We start from the raw sequence: 17,920 nt of genomic DNA, 5'->3' as shown, positions 1-17,920 counted from the left end.
AAGAACGTTGAATATCTATTTCTCGAGTCAATTGCGGTCGTATCTTGCTTACAGCAAGCGAAGCGGTCTTGCATTCAGCTTGTATATAAGGTCTAATTCAAGATTGAGCGGCGACTAGGGAGAGTTGATGATGTCTGGTGACATTCATATTAGACACATTACAGGTGAGTAGGTGATAATAAGAAGAAAGGGTCCAATTACGGCGGCAGAGCTGCTGGCGCGACTTGGCGGAGACCCTGTCTCCCAGGCCAGAGCAAGAAAGAAAGCGGCCGAAACCGCCGGAAAAATTAGGATTATGGACGAGGGCAGCGCGCCACTTGCGACGGAACTTAAGCAAGTCGGCTGGGATGTGAGAAGCCCTTGGGAACTGGTCAACACGCCGGTACCATATGAGAGTGCGATCCCCGTCTTGCTGCAGCATCTCGATGGGCCGTACCTCGACCGAAATCGCGAGGGGATCGGGCGTGCGCTGGCGGTAAAGGAGGCGGCCTATGCGTGGCCGATCCTCCGCGCCGCCTATGAGAAGGAGCCGCCTGATACGGGTATGAAGACCGGTCTCGCCGTCGCGCTGTCCGCGATCGCCAAGCCGGACCGGCGCGGTGAACTGATCGAACTCGTGTCGAACCCGGTCCACGGTCGCACGCGCATCTTCTTCGTCGACAATCTCCGTAGATCGCGCTCACCCGAGGCCAAGGCCACCTTGGACGCACTCGCCGACGATCCGGATCTTGGCTCGGACATAGCGCGCTACAAATCGAAGCGCTGAGTTCTGCCGCAGCGGCTTCGCATGATGCCGCTACGCGACGGGCGCGGGCTGTCGCTCGGCTATGACGCGCTGGAGCGCTGCGCGGCGGTGACGTTCGTGTGAGAGGGCAGGGCGGGCGACGCGACGACGCGCGTCGCCCATGACCCGTCGGGTCGGCGGCGCCGGATCGAGCCGGCGGGGCTGTCGTGCGACTTGGCCGCCGCTCCTCCGAGCGGATCGGGGCGTCGCGGGTCGGCCCGGCAGCGGACGGCGTCAGCCATTCGGCGCTGTTCGCCCCGCTCGGCCGATCATTCCGCGCCACGACCGCCGCGATCGCATGTGCCGCACCTATAATGAACGAGACGCCGTCGCCGGCCGACCGCGGGCCGCGGGCGCGGCGTGCGGCGTCCGGCGACGCGGTAGGTGGGAGTGAGTGCGTGAGACGAGCGCGAGCGGCGATGGCGACCGGCACGGCGCTGTTCCTCTGTTGCGCGTCGACCGCCGCCGCGCAGGAGCTGGGCAGCGATCCCGCCGGCTCGGGGGCGATCGTCGGCGCGGTCCACTGGCTGCAGGGGACGCTGCTCGGCACGGTGGCCACGGTCGCGGCGGTGATCGCGGTCGCGGTCGTCGGCTTCATGATGCTCACGGGGCGAATAAACTGGCGCTACGGGGCCACCGTGATCTTGGGATGCTTCATCCTGTTCGGCGCGGCCAGCATCGTCGCGGGGATCCGCACCACCGCCACGCTGGGCGGCTGAACGTGGCGGAGATCGAGCGTGACCGGCTGTTCGTCGCGCTGACTCGCCCGCAGATGTTCGCCGGGGTCACCTACAGCTTTTTCACCGCCAACGCGGTGCTCGCGACCGAGCTGTTCCTGCTCTCGCACGGCGCGTGGGTGATCGCCGCGGCGCTGCTGATTCGCCTTGCCGGCATGGCGCTGTGCGTGCGCGAGCCGCGCATTTTCGACCTGTGGCTGGCGCGCGTCGGCCGCTGCCCGCGGGTGCGCAACCACGCGATCTGGCGATGCAACTCCTACCGGCCCTGACGCGCGACCCGAACCTCATCGCGCGTGAGCGGTCGGTTGGCAGTCACCTGCCCTACGCACGCCACGTCGACGCGCACACGCTGGAGACGCGCGACGGGCTGCTGCTCCAAGTCATCCACCTGCGCGGGCTGCTGTTCGAGACCGCCGACAGCGACGAGCTCGACTATCGCAAGTGGCTGCGCGACCGTGCGATCACACGCGCGGCAGCGATCAGCGGTGCCGCCGCACGCTCCGCTGGCGAGCCGCAGGCGGGTGCGACCACTGCTATCGGGCAAAGCGTCCGGCGGCGCACGACGCAGCGCACCTCCCGCGGCGGCAGCCTGCGTGACGCGCGGTGATGGAGATGAGGCAGCGGAGCCAAGCGATGAAGTTACGCCGACGTGAGATGATATCGGGGATCGTCGGCGCCATGTCGCTCACCCTTGCGACGTTGGCGCCCGCAGCCGCTCTAGCGAGCTCCGTCACGGGCAAGATCCTCCAGCTCTACACGCGCGAAACCGATGGCCTGCAGATGGTCGAGGTCGAGGGACGTGGAGCGCGCCCCGCCTGCGCGACGCAGACCTACATGCTTATCCGCGACGAGAAGTCCGAAGCGGGCAAGGCGCAGTTCGCCATGTTGATGGCGGCCTTTCTTGCTGATCGTCAGGTGATCGTCTTCGGCAGCGACACCTGTACGCGCTGGCCGGACGGCGAGGATATCACGATCGTCGAATACGCGCGATGACGCAGCCCAGCGCCCACGGACGATCGATGCCGCCCGCGTCCGCACAGCCCGACCATCTCGCTCACGGCGCGAGCTGGGCGCAGGACCGGCGCGACGCGCTGTTCCGCTCGCGCCGTACCGCGTGGCTCGTCGCCGCGGCAGCGACGGTCGTGGCCGTGTGTGAGGCGCTCGCGCTGGTCGCGCTGCTGCCGCTCAAGACGGTGGTACCGTACACGCTGATGGTGGATCGCCAGACCGGCTACGTCCAGGCGCTCAAGCCCTTCGACGCCGAGCGCGTCGTCCCCGACCGCGCGCTGACGCAATCGTTGCTGGTGCAATATGTCATCGCCCGCGAGGGCTTCGACGTTGACACCGTGCAGAGCGACTATCGCAAGGTCGGCCTGTGGTCGGTGGGGCAGGCGCGCGCCGATTATCTCACCGCCATGCAAGCCTCGGATCCGGCGAGCCCGCTCGCGCTGTATCCGCGCACCACGGTCGTCGCGGTCGAGGTCAAGAGCGTCACCCCGCTGGGCAGCGGCGTCGCGCTGGTGCGCTACGACACCCGACGACGCGACGTCGGCGGCACGCTGCAGCCGGCGCGCCCCTGGGTGGCGGTGATCCGATACGGCTTCTCCGGCGAGCCGCTCAGCACCGCGGACCGCTTCGTCAATCCGCTCGGCTTCCAAGTTCGCCGCTATCGCCGCAGCGAGGAGGCGCTGCCCGCTTCTGCCGCGCCGGGCGCAGCGCCGACCGTGCCGCCGACGATGACGCTGCCGTGACCGCGGCGCGTGAGGCGGCGGGCGGCGACCCGCGCGCAACGCTCGACCCCGCGACGCGGGAGCGCGACGTGCGGCCGATCGTCGCGCGGCCGCGCCCCGGCCTCTCGGCAGGGGCGATCACGCTGACCGCGATCGCCGCCGCGGCGCTGTTGTTCGGACTGCTCGAGGAGCGGCGGCGCGCGGCGGTGGTGCCGGCGGTGGCGCCGAGCGGGGCGGCGGAGGTGGTCGCCGCACCGCCGCCTCTGATGATACCTCCTGCTCCCCCGACCCCCGCGCCGTCGCGCGCCGTTGCTCCGTCGGCACCCGAGCCGCACCCGATGTCGGCGCCGGTGGCGCCGGCGGTGTCAACTCACGCGCGCACCCCCGCCGGGGCGACCGGGCCGAGCGTCGGCACACCCGCGCCCGCGCCCGCGAAGACGCCGTCCACGCCGGCCGCCCCCCCACGCGTCGCGCCGGGTCAGGCACTCATCGTCGACACGTCCGCGCCGCTCGATGTCGACCATGGCACGGATGCCGCCGCGGACGAGAAGAACGGCGCGGGCCGGCAGCCGGTGCTCTCGACCAGCCGCGCGCGCGCCGCGATGCTCGCGAACCGCGCGACCACCGTGGCGCAGGGCACGCTGATCCCGGCGGTGCTCGAGACCGGCTTCGACTCGACCAGCCCGGGCTTCGCGCGCGCGCTGGTGCAGCGCGACGTGCGCGGCTTCGACGGGACGCGCGTGCTGATCCCGCGCGGCAGCCGGCTGATCGGCGACTATGGCTCCGACACGCAGCGCGGGCAGAATCGGGCGGTGATCCTGTGGTCGCGGCTGATCCGGCCGGACGGAGTGACGATCGCGATTGGCTCGCCCGCGGCCGATCCGGTCGGCCGCGGCGGGGTGCGCGCCGACGTCAACACGCACTTCCTCGAGCGCTTCAGCGGCGCGATCCTCCAGTCTGTGCTCGACCTGGGCGTCACCATGGCGGGGCGCGGCAGCCGCTCGCCGGTGATCGTCGCGCTACCCGGCGCAGGCAGCAGGGTCGCGGCGACGGTGCCGGCCACGGGAAGCGACATCGTGCCGACGCTGCGCGTGCCGCCCGGGCGCAGCGTCGGCGTGTTCGTCGCGCGCGACCTCGATTTCACCGAGTCGGAAGCGGCGCGGTGAGCGAGGACGGCTGGCGCTATCTGCACCGCGGCCTCGCCCCGCTGGCGCCGCTGCTGGCGCGCGGGGACGTCACCGACCTCTACGTCAACCGCCCCGGCGAAGTGTGGATCGAGACGCTGGGCGGCGCGACCGAGCGGCTCGACGTGCCCGCGCTCGACGCGGCGGCGCTGCGGCGACTGGTCGAGCAGGTCGCCGCCTTCTCGCACCAAGGGATCAGCCGGGCGCACCCGCTGCTCTCGGCGACGCTGCCGGGCGGCGAGCGGGTGCAGGTGATCGCGCCGCCGGCGACACGCGGCGCGCTGGCGCTCGCGATCCGGCGCCCCGTCGTCGCCGATCTGTCACTCGACGACCTCTCCGCCGCGGGCGCCTTCGCGCCGCTGGCGGAAGCACGGGCGATGCTTCGGGTAGACGCGGCGCTGGACGAGCTGCGCGCGCGCGGCGAGATCGCCGGGTTGCTGCGCGCGGCCGTGCGCCGGCGACGCAACATCCTGGTCTCGGGCGGGACCTCGTCGGGCAAGACGACCTTCCTTGACGCGCTGCTGCGCGAGATCCCGCCGCACGAGCGGCTGATCACGATCGAGGACGTTTCCGAGCTGCGCCCGCCGCACGCCAATCACGTCGGCCTGGTCGCGGTGCGCGGCGCGCTGGGCGAGGCGCAGGTAAGCGCGGACGATCTCGTCACCGCCGCGCTGCGGATGCGCCCGGACAGGATCATCCTGGGCGAGCTGCGCGGCGTCGAGGCCGTCGCCTTCCTGCGCGCGATCAACACCGGCCATCCCGGATCGATGGCGACGGTGCACGCTGACAGCGCGGCGGGCGCGGTGGAGCAGATCGCGCTCCTGGTATTGCAGGGCGGGACGCGGCTGAGCCGCGCGGACGTGCTCGATTATGTCCGCGGCGCGATCCACGTCTTTGTCCAGCTCGGCCGGGTCGACGGGTGTCGGGTCGTCACCGAGCTCGTCGTGCGCTGAACCGGGCCTGAGCGGCGTGCCCAGCACAGGACACGCCGCCGCGTCCCCCTAGGCGGCGTCGACCAGCACCAATTCGCTGTCCTCCAGCGCGGTGACGCTCAGCACCTCGACCGCGCTGATCGCGGCGCCGTCGCGCGCGTTGACCCGCACGCCGTCGATCTCGACCGCGCCGGTGGCGGGCACCAGATAGGCTTTGCGGTCGCGGCCGAGCGGATAGTCGGCGCGCTCGCCCTTGCGCAGGGTCGCACCGACCACGCGCGCGTCGGTGCGGATCGGCAGCGCGTCGCCGTCGCCGTCATAGCCGCTGGCGAGCGTGACGAACTGGCCCGAGCGCTCGCCCTTGGGAAAGGGCTTGGCGCCCCATTGCGGCTGGTCGCCGGTGCGCGTCGGCACGATCCAGATCTGGAAGATGCGCGTGGTCACGTCCTCCATGTTATACTCGGCGTGGCGGATGCCGGTGCCCGCGCTCATCACCTGGACGTCGCCCGCCTCGGTGCGGCCGGCGTTGCCGAGATTGTCCTGGTGCGTGATCGCGCCCTCGCGGACATAGGTGATGATCTCCATGTCGCGGTGCGGGTGCGGCGGGAAGCCGGTCTTGGGCGCGATCGTGTCGTCGTTCCACACGCGCAGGTTGCCCCAATGGGTGCGCGCCGGGTCATGGTAACCGCCGAATGAGAAATGGTGCTTGGCGTCGAGCCAGCCGTGGTTGGCGCCGCCGAGCGAGGCGAGGGGGCGGAGGTCGATCATGCTGTTCACTCCTGTTAGGCCGCTGGTGGCCGGTGCATGGCGATGATCTAGGGCTTGCGGACCCTCGCGTTCAGCCGGATAAATTCGTCCGTCATGTTCGAGGAAGTGGAACAGTGAGCGAGCCCGGCACGCCGACCTTCGACCAGCTGCGCCTCTTCCTCGCGATCGTCGACGAGGGCAGCTTCGGCGCGGCGGCGCGCCGGCTCAACCGCGCGGTATCGGTGGTGAGCTACGGCGTCGCCAATCTGGAGGCGCAGCTCGGCCTGACGCTGTTCGAGCGCGAGGGCACACGCCGCCCGGTGCTGACCGAGGCGGGGCGCGCGGTGCTCGCCGAGGCGCGAGCGGTCGCCGCGGGGATCGACGGGCTGCGCGCCAAGGCGCGCGGGCTGCTCCAGGGGCTGGAGGCGGAGGTGGTGCTCGCGGTCGACGTGATGCTGCCGGCGGAGCGGCTCGGGCGCGTGCTGCGCGGCTTCGCGCGCGAATATCCCACGGTGGCGCTGCGGCTCCACGTCGAGGCGCTCGGCGCCGTGGCGGCGATGGTGCTCGACCGCGCCGCCGCGATCGGCGTCTCCGGGCCGCTCGCCGCCGGGGTGGAGGGGCTGGAGTGCGAGGCGGCGGGGGCGCTGGCGATGGTGCCGGTGGCGGCGCCCGACCACCCGCTCGGCCGCATGACCACGATCGCGCCGGGCGCGGCGCGCGGCTACACGCAGCTGGTGCTGAGCGACCGGTCGCGCTTCACCGAGGGGCGCGACTTCGCGGTGGTAAGCCGCCAGACGTGGCGGCTCGCCGACCTCGGCGCCAAGCACGCGCTGCTGCGCGAGGGGATCGGCTGGGGCAACATGCCGCTGCCGATGGTGGCGGACGACCTGCTCGCGGGTACGTTGGTGCGGCTGGCGCTGCCCGATCATCCCGGCGGCATCTACCGCTTCGGCACGATCTGGCGCCGCGACTCGCCACCCGGGCCGGCGGCGTCGTGGCTGCTGACGCAGTTCGTCGCAGAGGGGCGCGGCGACGCCGAGGAGGCGGGGCTGGGGGATATCTGAGGGGGAGAGCTGAACTCCTCCCCGGCACGGGGAGGGGACCAGCCGAAGGCTGGTGGAGGGGGCGCTCCGCCAACGCTGTGCTTCGTGGTGAGCCCCCTCCACCACCCGGCTGCGCCGGGCGGTCCCCCTCCCCGCGAGCGGGGAGGATCTGCTTCTCTCCCGGTCCCGTGCTGATCGACGTCGTTGCGTCGCCCCCGCGACGCGCCTAGTCCCGCCGGCGTGACGTCGCTGCGCCGACTCCTCGCGAACAGCCCGTGCCTGGCCCTGTGGCTGGTGGTGGCGGCGCTCGCGGTGCGGCTGCTCGTCCCCGCCGGCTATATGCTGAGCCCGGCCCGGCCGCTCGCGCTGGTCGCCTGCCCCGGTGTCGCGCCGGTGGCGCACCACCGGCATGACCGCTCTCCCGCCCACCACCGGGCGCCCGAACAGCCTTGCGCCTTCGCCGCGCTTACCACGCCGCTCGCGGTCGCCGCCGCGACGGTGCCGCCGGCGGTGACCGCGCTGGCCGCCGCGACGCCGGCCCCGCGGCGGCGCGCCGTCGCCGCCCCGCGTGCGCCGCCGCGGTGGCGCCCGCCGCTGCGCGCGCCGCCGCTCGCCCTCGTCGCCTGACCCGTCGCCGGCGCGCGCGCCGGTGCCCGACCAAGCCGCGCGCGTGCCCAGCGCCGCGCGCGCACGAGGGATTGTCCGCGATGACCGTCGCTTCCTGCCGTACGCGCCCCGGTGAGCGCGTTGTTAACCATCTCTGCGCTACGTCGCGCACCGTCCAAGCGGAGCGGTGACGATGGCGGACCTGTATCGCGCGGTGTGGCGCTGGCATTTCTTCGCCGGCCTGCTCACGCTCCCCTTCCTGCTGTGGCTCGCGGTGACGGGCTCGCTCTATCTCTACAAGCCCGAGCTGGAGCGCGTCGTCTACGGCGACTGGCTGCGCGCTACCGCCCCCGGCGCACCTTTGTCGGCCGGCACGCTGACGGCGCGCGTCGAGCGCCAGACCGGCGGCCGCGTCGTCCAGCTGCTCCGTCCCGCGCGCGACGACGAGGCGTGGCGGATCACCTATGCCCTGCCCGAGGGTGCCACCCGAATGGCCTTCGTCGACCCGGGCGACGCGCGGATTGCCGGCACCACGACGCCGGGCGGGGTGATGCAGACGGTGAAGAAGCTCCACAGCCTCGCGCTGACCGGCTGGGTCGGCAATTGGCTGATCGAGATCGCGGCGGGCTGGTCGATCGTGCTGGTGCTGAGCGGGCTGTACCTGTGGTGGCAGCGCGGCCGCGCGCCCGCGATCGGCGTCCGCGGTTCGCCCGCCAAGCGGCTGTTCTGGCGCGACCTCCACGCCTCGACCGGGCTGGTGGCGGGCGCGGTGATCCTGTTCCTCTCGCTCAGCGGGCTGCCGTGGAGCGCGGTGTGGGGCCGCAACGTCCAGGCCGCGGTGGCGGGGGCGGGCTGGGGGCGTCCGGCCGCGCCGGTCGCGCCCGCGCTCGAGCACGCGCAGCACGATCTGCCCTGGTCGCTGCAGCAGCGGCCGATGCCGCACGGCTCGGCGCACGGGGGCGCGACTCACGGCGGCGCCACGATTACCGCCGACCAGGCGCTCGCCGCGGCGGCGCGGCACGGCGTGACGCGCGACTATACGCTGACCTGGCCCGCCGCTTCGGGCACACCGTGGCTGGTCAGCGCCAATCTCGGGCCGGCGCAGGCGGCGCATGTGATCTACGTCGACGCGGGCGACGGGCGCGTGCTGCAGGACGTGCGCTTCGACGAGTTCGGCGGCGCCGCGCGCGTGATCGAGTGGAGCGCCGCGGTCCACCAGGGCAAGCAATATGGCGAGCCCAACCGGCTGGTGATGCTCGCCGCCTGCGCCGCGCTGGCGCTGCTGTGCGCGAGCGCGCCCGTGATGTGGTGGAAGCGCCGCCCGCGCGGGCGCCTGGGTGCGCCGCCGGGGCAGAGCGGCGCCGGGCTGGTCGCGATCATGGGCGTCGCGGGGCTGCTCTTCCCGCTGACCGGGCTGACGATGGTGGCGGCTCTCGCGGCGCAGGCGGCGTGGCGCTGGCGAGTTCGGAGCGGCGCGCGACGGCTCGTCGCGGCGGAGTGAGGGGGCGGTGACGGCGGGATCGTCAGGCCGAGGACATCATGGCCGGAGACAGGAATCGTCGGGCGGATAGGCGATCGTGCCCAGGTTACCCAGCACCTGTCGCGCGAACAGCGCCGCGGGCTGACCTCCCGGCTCGCGTTCCGTCGCGGCCATACGGCGGAGCAGCGCCACCAGCGGGGAGGTGCAGCCCCCCGCGCCGGTGAGCAGCGCGACCGCGCGCCGCGCCGCCGCGGCCGAGGCGCTCAGCCGCTCCGTCGGTGGCGGCGTCCAATCGTAGCGGCGCCGGGCACGTCGATCGTCGGGCGTCTCGGCTGGCCCGGAGCGATCGAGCCGGTCACCCGCCGCGCCGACCGCCAGCGCCGCCGCGACGGTGCGGAGGTCGATGCCCGGGGTCGACGGCGTCCCCGCGGCGCCGTCGTCGTCGTGACCCAGCGCGAGCGCGGCGAAGGCGAGCGCCTCCGGCGGGGTGCGGATCAGTTCGGCCACGCGCGCATCGACGATGACCGCGTCCGCCTCGCGGCGCACGAACGGCGCCGCCACGGCCGCGTCGGAAAGGGTCACCCGCGGCGGCATGGCGGTGGGCGGCAGCAGTCGCGCGAACGCGGCGGTCAACACCGCCGTCGCGTGTGCGCGATCGTCGTGCGCGGCGGCCGCGTGAGGCGAGACAGCAGGCGCCCCGGTCGCGAACGATCCGAGCAGCAGGACGAGGGCGGTGAGCATGATGCCGCTGGCCTCCTAAGAAGACCTCTCATCATAGACCGGTCGCGCTCGACCGGCGCGACCTGACCGACAAACCTCGCCACCTTGCCTCGGACGCGAGCGGCGGGACGCGTCGACCGATGTTATCGCCCGGGTCGGCGCCTCATTGCGCCGCCCGCCGCGCGATCACCGCACGGGCCGACGCCAGCGCCTGATCGGGCGATCGCTCGCCGCGTGCGACCTCATCCGCGAGCTCGGTCAGCCCCTTGGCGCCGCTCACCTGCGGCATGGGGGCGGCGTCGAGCGTCAGCCCGCCTGCGGCCTCGATCGCCGCTGCCCAGGCGGCACGCACGCCGGCCCAAAATCTCGCGGTCTTCGCCCAATAATCGTTGGCGGGCGCGACCGGTATGGAGCCCGATCTCGCATAGGCGTTGACCCCCACCTCGTGCGCGATCGCGACCGGCGTGTCGTCGTGCGTGGCGAGCTTGGTATTGTCCTGCTCCTGTACCCAGCCGGCCGGGGTGAGCAGGTGACGGTTGACGCCGACATAATGGTCATCGGGCGGGTCGCGCTCGGCGTCGCGGCGCGCGAGCGGGCGCCGCGTCTCGTCGCTGGTCCAGCGCGCCACCCCGCCGTCGTAGCGCCAGCGCCCGACCCCGCCGTAACGCGGCGAGTCGTCGACCTGCCACACCGTCTGCGACCAGGCGCCCCGTCGCGCCTCGGCGGAGAGGGCGCGCTCCGCCCAGCGGTTCGGACCCGTGTTGCGCAGCACGGTCGCGGGCTCGTAGCGCCAGTCCTGCCGCCAATGTTTGATGACGCGCGCCGGCCCGTCTCGCCCGCGGAGCACGAGCAGATGTTGCAGCACGATCTGCCGCGGCGTGTCCTCGGCGACGCGCACCACTTCCTGCGCATGGACCGGCTTGGACGGGAGCAAGGTGTAGCCGGGCACCAGCGCCACCGTCTCGCGCAGGTCGAAGGTGACATCAAAGGCGCCCGCCATGGCGAGGATCGAGCGCCGGTCACGCGCCTCGTCGCCGTAGAGCGGCGCATCGGGCGACGCGACGGCGGTCGGCACGGCGACGGACGCCAGCGCGGGCGTCGCGAGCGCGAGCGCGGGGGCGAGCAGCGGGGACAGCATCGGGCGACTCCTTCAGAAACGCTGGGTGAGCGACACGGCGGCGGTGCGTCCGGCCTGCGAGTAGGCGTCGCGCGCGGACGCGTCGGCGGCGAGGTCGCGCACGTCGCTCCAGCGGAAATAGCGCCGGTCGGTGAGGTTGAAGACGCCCGCGCGCAGCGTCGCGCCGCCGCGCAGCGCCAGCGCGGCGGTGGCGTCGAGCACCCAGAAGCCGGGCGGAGTGAAGCAGCGCTCGCTGCCGTCCCCGCAGGTCGGCGTGACGTCGCCGGCATGCTTGTGTGCGGCATGGGTGAGGTCGATCGCACCGCTGAGCACCGCGTCGTCGGGGCGGTAGAACAGCCCGGTGACCAGCGTGAACGGGTCGACGCTGTCGAGCGGCAGCGCGTCGGGTGCGGTGGGCGCGCGTGTCCGCCCGCGCGCATAGGCCGCGGCGGCGTGGAGCCCGGCACCGCCGTCGAGGCGCCACTCGCCCTTCGCCTCGACGCCGCGGATCGTCACGCGATAGCGGTTGATGTAGCGATATACCGCCGGGTCGGCCGCGGTGAACCGGCCGCCGACCAGCGCCTGGTCGATGAAGTCGCGGAAGCGGCTGTCGAATACCGTCCCGCTCAGCGACCAGCGCGGCGCCACCAGCCGGGTGCCGGCCTCGACGCTGCGGCTCGTCTCGGGGCGGAGCGCGGGGTTGGGCTGCGAGCTGTAATGGGCCACCGGGTTGACGAAGCCGTTGTTGACCTGGCTCGGCTCGGGCGGGCGAAAGCCCTCGCTGTAGTTGGCGAACAGTCGCACCAGCGCGCCCGCCCGCGCCACCGCGCCCAGCCGCGGCGTCCAGCGCGCGCCGTGCTGCGACCGGGCCGCGAAGGCGGTGAAGAGCGGGTCAACGCGGGGCGTCAGCGCGTAACGGTCGTGGCGCAGCGCGGGGAACAGCGTCAGCGCGCCGCCCGCCAGTGCGATCTCGTCCTGCGCGAACAGGCCGAGATGCGCGTCGTCGGTGGTGGGGAAGGCGCGCGTCGGGAAATGATCCCCGGCCGGCGGCACCAGCCCGTCGCGCAGCCCGCGCTGGCGCAGATGCGCATAGTCGGCGCCATAGACGAGACGGTGGGTGATGCCGCCGGTCGTCGCGCGCGAGTCGAGCTGGAGCAGCCCGCCGTACAGCGCATTGTCGAACAGGTTGCGGCGCACGCGGTCAGGCGCCGCGAGGCGGTCCTCCCAGCTGTTCTGCGCGCTGGTGCTGCTCTGGACATAGGCGGCGGCGCGGATGCCGCCGAGCGCCCCGCTGCCCTGATAGGCATAATCGATCGTGCCGCGCGCGCGTCCGAGCCGGTCGAGCGCGGTCAGCCCGATCACCGATCGCGCGGTGAGCGGCGGCAGTGCGTGCGCGCTCAGCACGTCGGTGGCGACGGTCGAGGCGAGCCGCTCATAGGTCAGCCGCACGCGGCTGCGCGCGCCCGGCGTCCAGGCGAGCCGTGCGAGCAGCGCGTCCGACGCGCTGTCCTGCGGATCGGGCGCGGTGCGGAGCGGCGAGGCGCTGGTGTCGCTGCCCCGGTTGCGCGGGGCATGGCCGTCGCGGCGGGTATAGGCCAGCCCCGCCGACAGTGCGCCGTCTCGCCCGGCGACCGTCAGCCCCTTGGTCCAGCTCGCGTCCGACCCGTCATAGCCGATCCGCGCGCCGCCGCCGACGCGGGCGTCCGCCGCGAGCAGGTCGGCCGGATCCTTGGTGATGAAGCTCACCGCACCGGCGACGCCGTCGCTGCCGTACAACGCCGAGGCCGGGCCGCGCAGCAGCTCGACCGAGCGGATCAGGTCGAGATCGACATAGTCGCCACGGCCGACCGACTGCGCCCCGAAACCGAAAGCATCGGGCACGCGCACGCCGTCCACCGTGATCATCACGCGATTGCCGTCGAGCCCGCGAACGGTGAAGCCGCTGTCGCGGTCGCGCCCCGTGCTGCTCCCCGCCGCGCTGAAGCGCGCCGGCGCGCGCCGCACCGAGGCGCCCGGTTCGTAGCGTACCAGCGCCTTGATCCCGCCGGCGAGCTGGTCAGCGATCGTCTCCGCACCGATCACGGTAACGGTGACCGGCACGTCCTCCGCCGGCGTCGCCGTGCGCGTCGCGGTCACGGTGACCTCGGCGGGCGCGTCGCTTGCCGGCGGGGTCGGTGCCGCGTCCGCCGACGGCGCGCCGCCCGCCAGTGCCGCCGCGGCGGCGGCGCCGAACCATGGTTGATAACTCCCCCTCACGCGCGATCCCCTTTCACGCGCACTGCTAGTGCGAGTCGTTCGCATCACGCAAGGGCGGGCGGGTAAGCCTTTGGCGGTCGGTCGAGCGGGCGGGCCGGCAGCGGTCGCGACTCGCCTCGCGACCCGGAATCGCGGCGCCACTCTGGCAAGCCGCTCCCGCCGTCCCTATCATCGCGGGTGATGACCGACACCGACCTGCTCGACCCGATCGCGCTGCCCGACTATGCCGCGCTGACCCCCGCCACCATCGCCCGCGCGCTCGACGCCGCGATCGCGCGCCACGCCGAAGCGGTCGCCACCGTCACGCGCGAACGCCCGACCGACTTCGCCGCCGCCTGGCTCCCGCTCGAGCGCGCCGAGGCGGCGATCGACGCTCTGTGGTCGGCGGTGTCGCACCTGCGCGGCGTCGCCGACACGCCCGAGCTGCGCGCCGCGCATGCCGCCGGGCAGGAGAAGCTGGTCGAGCACAGCATGAAGGTCGCGCAGAACCGCGACCTCTACGAGGTGCTCACCGCGCTGGAGGCGTCGGCCGCCTTCGCCGCGCTGCCGCGGCAGGACCGTGTCGCGGTGGAACATGCGGTGCGCGACTTCCGCCTCGCCGGCGTCGCGCTCGACGCCGAGAAGCGCGAGCGCTTCGCCGCGATCTCGGTCGAGCTCTCCGCGCTCTCGACCGAGTTCGGCAGCGCGTTGCTCGACGCCACCGACGCCTGGACGCTCGCGATCGCGGACGAGGCGCGGCTCGCCGGCCTGTCCGACGCGGACAAGGCGATGTTCGCCGCCGCCGCCAGGGCCAAGGGGCAGGACGGCTGGCTCGTCACGCTGCAGCAGCCGAGCGTCACCGCGGTGCTGACGTTCGCCGAGGACCGCGACCTGCGCGAGGCGGTGTACCGCGCCTATGGCACGCGCGCGTCCGACCAGGAGCCGAACGCGGGCCAGTTCGACAACGGCCCGCGGATCGCGCGCATCCTCGCCTTGCGCCGCGAGGCGGCGGGGTTGCTGGGCTTCACCGATCCGGTGGAATGGTCGCTCGCCACCAAGATGGCGCCCAACGCGGGGGAGGTGCTGACCTTCCTGCGCGACCTCGCCCGCCGCGCGCGCCCCGCCGCGCAGCGCGACCGCGACGCGCTGGAGGCGTTCGCGCGCGACACGCTCGGGCTCGACCGGCTCGAGCCGTGGGACGCGGGCTTCGCCGCCAACCGGCTGCGCCAGGCGCGCTACGCGGTCGACGAGCAGGAGGTGCGCGGCTATTTCCCGGTCGAGCGCGTCACCGCGGGCTGGCAGGCGTTGCTCGGGCGGCTGTTCGGCCTCAAGCTGGTCGCGCGGGACGACGTCGCCACCTATCACGCCGACGCCACTTACTACGACGTGGTCGACGACGCGGGCGAGACCTTCGCCGGCCTGTACCTCGACCTCCACGCGCGCCCGGGCAAGCGCGGCGGCGCGTGGATGGCGCAGGCGCGCCCGCGGCTGCGCGACGGCAACAATGTCCGCGTGCCGGTCGCCTATCTCGTCTGCAACTTCGCGCCCAAGAGCCCCGACGCGCCCTCGCTGCTGAGCCACAACGACGTGGTGACGCTGCTGCACGAGACCGGCCACTGCATCCACCACCTGTTCACGCGCGTCGACCGCCCCTCGATCGCGGGGACGAGCGGGTTCGAGTGGGACGCGGTGGAGCTGCCGAGCCAGCTGATGGAGGATTTCGCCTGGGACCGCGACATCCTCACCGGCATGTCGGGGCATCACGCGACGGGCGCGCCGCTGCCGCCCGCGCTGTTCGAGAAGATGGTGGCGGCGCGGCGCTTCCAATCGGGGCTGTTCATCGTCCGCCAGCTCGAGTTCGCGCTGTTCGACCTGCTGCTCCACCTCGGCACGCTCGGCAGCGACCCGATGGAGGTGATCGAGGCGGTGCGCGACGAGGTGGCGGTGATCCGCCCGCCCGAATGGCACCGCTTCCCGCACGGCTTCGCGCATATCTTCGCGGGCGGCTATGCCTCGGGCTATTACAGCTATCTCTGGGCCGAGGTGCTGGCCGCGGACGGTTTCGGCAAGTTCGCCGAGAGCGGGCTGGTCGATCGCGCCACCGGCACCGCGCTGCGCGAGGAAGTGCTGGCGCGCGGCGCGACGCGGCCCGCGGCGGAGAGCTTCCGTGCCTTCCGCGGGCGCGACCCGGACCCGGCGGCGATGCTGGCGCGCCACGGCCTTCTCGAAGGTGTTGAGGGGGAGGCGTGAGCCTGCTCGTCGTCACTACCGGCGGCACGATCGACAAGCTCTATTTCGACGCGCTGAGCGAATATCAGATCGGCGACAGCGTGGTGGAGCGCGTGCTGCGCCAGGCGCGCGTGGCGCTGCCGTTCCGCGTGGTGGAGCTGCTGCGCAAGGACAGCCTCGACCTCACCGACGCCGACCGCGCCGCGATCGTCGCGGCCGTGGCGGCGGCGCCCGAGACGCGCGCGGTGATCACGCACGGTACCGACACGATGACCGACACCGCCGCGGCGCTGCTGGCGGCGGGGGCGGGGGTCGCGGGCAAGACGATCGTGCTGGTCGGCGCGCTGGCGCCGGCGCGCTTCGCCGACAGCGACGCGCCGTTCAACCTCGGCATGGCGGTGGCCGCGGCGCAGACCGCCGCGCCCGGCGTGTGGATCGCGATGAACGGCACGGTGTTCGACGGCGCCAGGGTACGCAAGGACCGCTCGGTCAACAGCTTCGTGGCGAGGTGAACGCTGACTCATCCTCCCCTGAAAGGGGAGGTGGCAGCGCGAAGCGCTGACGGAGGGGTGTAAACAGTCGTGAGGACATTCTCCCTCACCAGCGTCGACACCCCTCCGTCAGGCCTGCGGCCTGCCACCTCCCCTTGCAGGGGAGGATCAAGCCCCCCCAGCTGACCCACGTCACGCCCATGCGGGGTTCCCACCCCCCGGCGCATCGGTTACCAGCCTCAGCCATGACGGCGGGCGTGCACGATCAGCCAGCAGAGGGGCGGTTCGCGGGGAGGGTGCATCTCTTCCCGCTGCGCGTCTATTTCGAGGACACCGATCTCTCCGGCGTGGTCTACCACGCCAATTACCTGCGCTACATGGAGCGCGCCCGCTCCGACATGCTCCACGTCGCCGGCATCGACCAGCGCGCGCATCACGAGGCGGGCGGCGGCGCCTATGCCATCGCCGACCTGCACATCCGCTACGCCGCGCCCGCGCGGCTCGGCGACGCGCTGCTGGTCGAGAGCGAGGTCGCGCAGGCGCGCGCCGCCAGCGTGGTCATTCATCAGACAGTCAGGCGCGGCGCGGAAATGCTGGCGCGGGCAGAGGTCACCGCGGCGCTGGTCGGCGCCGACGGTCGGCCGCGGCGCCAGCCGGCGGCCTGGCTCGAGCAGTTCCGCCGCCTCGCCGCCACCGCCGCGGCGGATACCGCGACGGTCGACACCACAGGGGAAGAGACGCCGTGAATCCGATCTTGCAGACCGACGCCGCGACGCTGTCGCCGATCGCGCTGTTCCTCCAGGCCGACTGGGTGGTGAAGGGCGTGATGCTCGGGCTGCTGCTCGCCAGTATCTGGACCTGGGCGATCATCATCGGCTTCTGGCTCAAGCTCGGCCGCACCAAGAAGAAGAGCGCGCAGTTCGAGCGCGACTTCTGGAAGGCGGACGACATCGACGCCTTCTACAAGAGCAACGGCCAGAGCGACCTGCCGTCCGCGCGCGTGCTCGCCGCGGGCGTCACCGAGTGGCGCCGTTCCACCCACGGCAACGTGATCGACCGCGACGGCACGCGCGAGCGGCTCGGCACCGTCATGGGCGCGGCGGTGGCCAAGGAGATCGACGACATCTCGGACCGGCTCAACGTGCTCGCCACGGTCGGCTCGGTGGCGCCGTTCGTCGGGCTGTTCGGCACCGTCTGGGGCATCATGCGCAGCTTCACCGCGATTGCGAGCCAGCAGAACACCAGCCTCTCGGTGGTGGCGCCGGGCATTGCCGAGGCGCTGTTCGCCACCGCGATCGGGCTGTTCGCGGCGATCCCCGCGGTGATCGCCTACAATCGCTTCGGCCATGCGATCAACCGCATCGAGGCGCGGCTCAACCGCTTCGCCGACGGCTTCCACGCCACGCTGTCGCGCCAGCTCGACGGCGAGCGCTGAGGGCTAACGCACATGGCGATGAACCTCCCCTCCAGCCGCGGCAAGGGCCGCAAGGCGCCGATGGCGGAGATCAACGTGACGCCGCTGGTCGACGTCATGCTGGTGCTGCTGATCATCTTCATGGTCACCGCGCCGCTGCTGACCCAGGGCGTGCCGGTGAACCTGCCCGACAGCCGCGCCAAGCCGCTCGACCAGGACCAGCAGCCGACCGAGATCTCGCTCGACCAGCAGGGCCGTATCTTCGTCGCCAAGGAGGAGGTGCCCGCCGACGCGCTGCCGTCGCGGCTCGCCGCCATTGCCGCGAAGGGAACGGAAGGCCAGCCGCCGCAGGTCTTCCTGCGCGCCGACCGCGGGCTCGACTATGGCCGCGTGATGCGCGTGATGGGCGAGCTCAACCGCGCCGGGCTCAACCGCGTCGCGCTCGTCACGGTCGGCGAGGACTGACGCCGA

Annotated in this window: 19 protein-coding genes and 1 pseudogene; 16 read left to right on the top strand and 4 right to left on the bottom strand. The window is 72.6% G+C overall.

Features of this window, described 5'->3' with window-relative positions:
- The first annotated feature begins 295 nt into the window (after positions 1–295).
- From FHY02_RS15815 to virB11, 8 genes and pseudogenes are all read left to right on the top strand, one after another.
- Entirely contained in the window at positions 296–766 is a 471-nt protein-coding gene (locus FHY02_RS15815; protein ID WP_183923905.1) for a hypothetical protein, read from the top strand.
- Between the two features lie 416 nt (positions 767–1,182).
- Positions 1,183–1,503, top strand: coding sequence for a TrbC/VirB2 family protein (locus FHY02_RS15810; RefSeq protein ID WP_311721474.1), 321 nt, complete (start codon positions 1,183–1,185; stop codon positions 1,501–1,503).
- A 2-nt stretch (positions 1,504–1,505) separates the two neighbouring features.
- A complete protein-coding gene (locus FHY02_RS15805; RefSeq protein ID WP_183923903.1) occupies positions 1,506–1,790 on the top strand; it encodes a VirB3 family type IV secretion system protein in 285 nt (94 codons plus the stop codon).
- Positions 1,769–1,975: pseudogene (locus FHY02_RS15800) on the top strand (hypothetical protein); the annotation flags it as partial. The gene FHY02_RS15805 and the pseudogene FHY02_RS15800, both read left to right, overlap by 22 nt.
- A 224-nt stretch (positions 1,976–2,199) precedes the next feature.
- On the top strand, positions 2,200–2,514 hold the full coding sequence (locus FHY02_RS15795) for a hypothetical protein (RefSeq protein ID WP_183923901.1): 315 nt from the start codon (positions 2,200–2,202) through the stop codon (positions 2,512–2,514).
- A 26-nt stretch (positions 2,515–2,540) separates the two neighbouring features.
- Positions 2,541–3,272, top strand: a complete 732-nt coding sequence (locus tag FHY02_RS15790; RefSeq protein ID WP_183923899.1) for a virB8 family protein — start codon at positions 2,541–2,543, stop codon at positions 3,270–3,272.
- A complete protein-coding gene (locus tag FHY02_RS23345) occupies positions 3,269–4,417 on the top strand; it encodes a TrbI/VirB10 family protein (protein WP_311731859.1) in 1,149 nt (382 codons plus the stop codon). The genes FHY02_RS15790 and FHY02_RS23345 overlap by 4 nt, the downstream gene beginning before the upstream one ends.
- Positions 4,414–5,388: a P-type DNA transfer ATPase VirB11 gene (gene virB11, locus FHY02_RS15780; RefSeq protein WP_183923897.1), complete on the top strand. Its 975-nt coding sequence runs from the start codon at positions 4,414–4,416 to the stop codon at positions 5,386–5,388. Before FHY02_RS23345 ends, virB11 begins: the two co-directional genes overlap by 4 nt.
- Before the next feature lie 48 nt (positions 5,389–5,436).
- Here virB11 and FHY02_RS15775 read toward each other — a convergent pair whose 3' ends face one another.
- Positions 5,437–6,135 carry a pirin family protein gene (locus FHY02_RS15775; protein WP_183923894.1) on the bottom strand — a complete coding sequence of 233 codons (699 nt, stop codon included), beginning with the start codon at positions 6,133–6,135 and terminating at the stop codon, positions 5,437–5,439.
- Positions 6,136–6,248: 113 nt separating this feature from the next.
- On the opposite strand from FHY02_RS15775, the gene FHY02_RS15770 reads away from it, so the two are divergent.
- From FHY02_RS15770 to FHY02_RS15760, 3 genes are all read left to right on the top strand, one after another.
- Entirely contained in the window at positions 6,249–7,178 is a 930-nt protein-coding gene (locus tag FHY02_RS15770) for a LysR family transcriptional regulator (RefSeq protein WP_183923892.1), read from the top strand.
- Between the two features lie 219 nt (positions 7,179–7,397).
- Positions 7,398–7,784, top strand: coding sequence for a hypothetical protein (locus FHY02_RS15765; RefSeq protein WP_183923890.1), 387 nt, complete (start codon positions 7,398–7,400; stop codon positions 7,782–7,784).
- Positions 7,785–7,956: 172 nt separating this feature from the next.
- Positions 7,957–9,264: a PepSY domain-containing protein gene (locus FHY02_RS15760; protein ID WP_183923888.1), complete on the top strand. Its 1,308-nt coding sequence runs from the start codon at positions 7,957–7,959 to the stop codon at positions 9,262–9,264.
- A gap of 36 nt (positions 9,265–9,300) precedes the next feature.
- Here FHY02_RS15760 and FHY02_RS15755 read toward each other — a convergent pair whose 3' ends face one another.
- The 3 genes from FHY02_RS15755 to FHY02_RS15745 form a co-directional block, all read right to left on the bottom strand.
- The gene (locus tag FHY02_RS15755; protein ID WP_183923886.1) at positions 9,301–9,984 is read right to left on the bottom strand and encodes a hypothetical protein; all 684 of its coding nucleotides are present in this window, start codon (positions 9,982–9,984) and stop codon (positions 9,301–9,303) included.
- A 142-nt stretch (positions 9,985–10,126) separates the two neighbouring features.
- On the bottom strand, positions 10,127–11,101 hold the full coding sequence (locus FHY02_RS15750; RefSeq protein WP_183923884.1) for a DUF6607 family protein: 975 nt from the start codon (positions 11,099–11,101) through the stop codon (positions 10,127–10,129).
- 12 nt (positions 11,102–11,113) lie between these two features.
- The gene (locus FHY02_RS15745; protein ID WP_221198690.1) at positions 11,114–13,336 is read right to left on the bottom strand and encodes a TonB-dependent hemoglobin/transferrin/lactoferrin family receptor; all 2,223 of its coding nucleotides are present in this window, start codon (positions 13,334–13,336) and stop codon (positions 11,114–11,116) included.
- Positions 13,337–13,516: 180 nt separating this feature from the next.
- Here FHY02_RS15745 and FHY02_RS15740 point away from each other — a divergent pair, with 180 nt between their 5' ends.
- From FHY02_RS15740 to tolR, 5 genes are all read left to right on the top strand, one after another.
- On the top strand, positions 13,517–15,565 hold the full coding sequence (locus FHY02_RS15740; RefSeq protein ID WP_183923880.1) for a M3 family metallopeptidase: 2,049 nt from the start codon (positions 13,517–13,519) through the stop codon (positions 15,563–15,565).
- Positions 15,562–16,056, top strand: a complete 495-nt coding sequence (locus FHY02_RS15735; RefSeq protein WP_183923878.1) for an asparaginase domain-containing protein — start codon at positions 15,562–15,564, stop codon at positions 16,054–16,056. The genes FHY02_RS15740 and FHY02_RS15735 overlap by 4 nt, the downstream gene beginning before the upstream one ends.
- 224 nt (positions 16,057–16,280) lie before the next feature.
- Positions 16,281–16,781, top strand: a complete 501-nt coding sequence (locus tag FHY02_RS15730; RefSeq protein WP_183923876.1) for a YbgC/FadM family acyl-CoA thioesterase — start codon at positions 16,281–16,283, stop codon at positions 16,779–16,781.
- Positions 16,778–17,470 carry a protein TolQ gene (gene tolQ / locus FHY02_RS15725; RefSeq protein ID WP_183923874.1) on the top strand — a complete coding sequence of 231 codons (693 nt, stop codon included), beginning with the start codon at positions 16,778–16,780 and terminating at the stop codon, positions 17,468–17,470. The genes FHY02_RS15730 and tolQ overlap by 4 nt, the downstream gene beginning before the upstream one ends.
- Positions 17,471–17,482: 12 nt before the next feature.
- Positions 17,483–17,914 carry a protein TolR gene (tolR, locus tag FHY02_RS15720; protein WP_183923872.1) on the top strand — a complete coding sequence of 144 codons (432 nt, stop codon included), beginning with the start codon at positions 17,483–17,485 and terminating at the stop codon, positions 17,912–17,914.
- Positions 17,915–17,920: the final 6 nt, after the last annotated feature.

Origin of the sequence: Sphingomonas sp. BK069, assembly GCF_014193405.1 — a bacterium.
Lineage (GTDB): Bacteria > Pseudomonadota > Alphaproteobacteria > Sphingomonadales > Sphingomonadaceae > Sphingomonas.
Note: the sequence above shows the minus strand (reverse complement) of the source record. Positions and strands in the feature narration are given on the sequence as shown.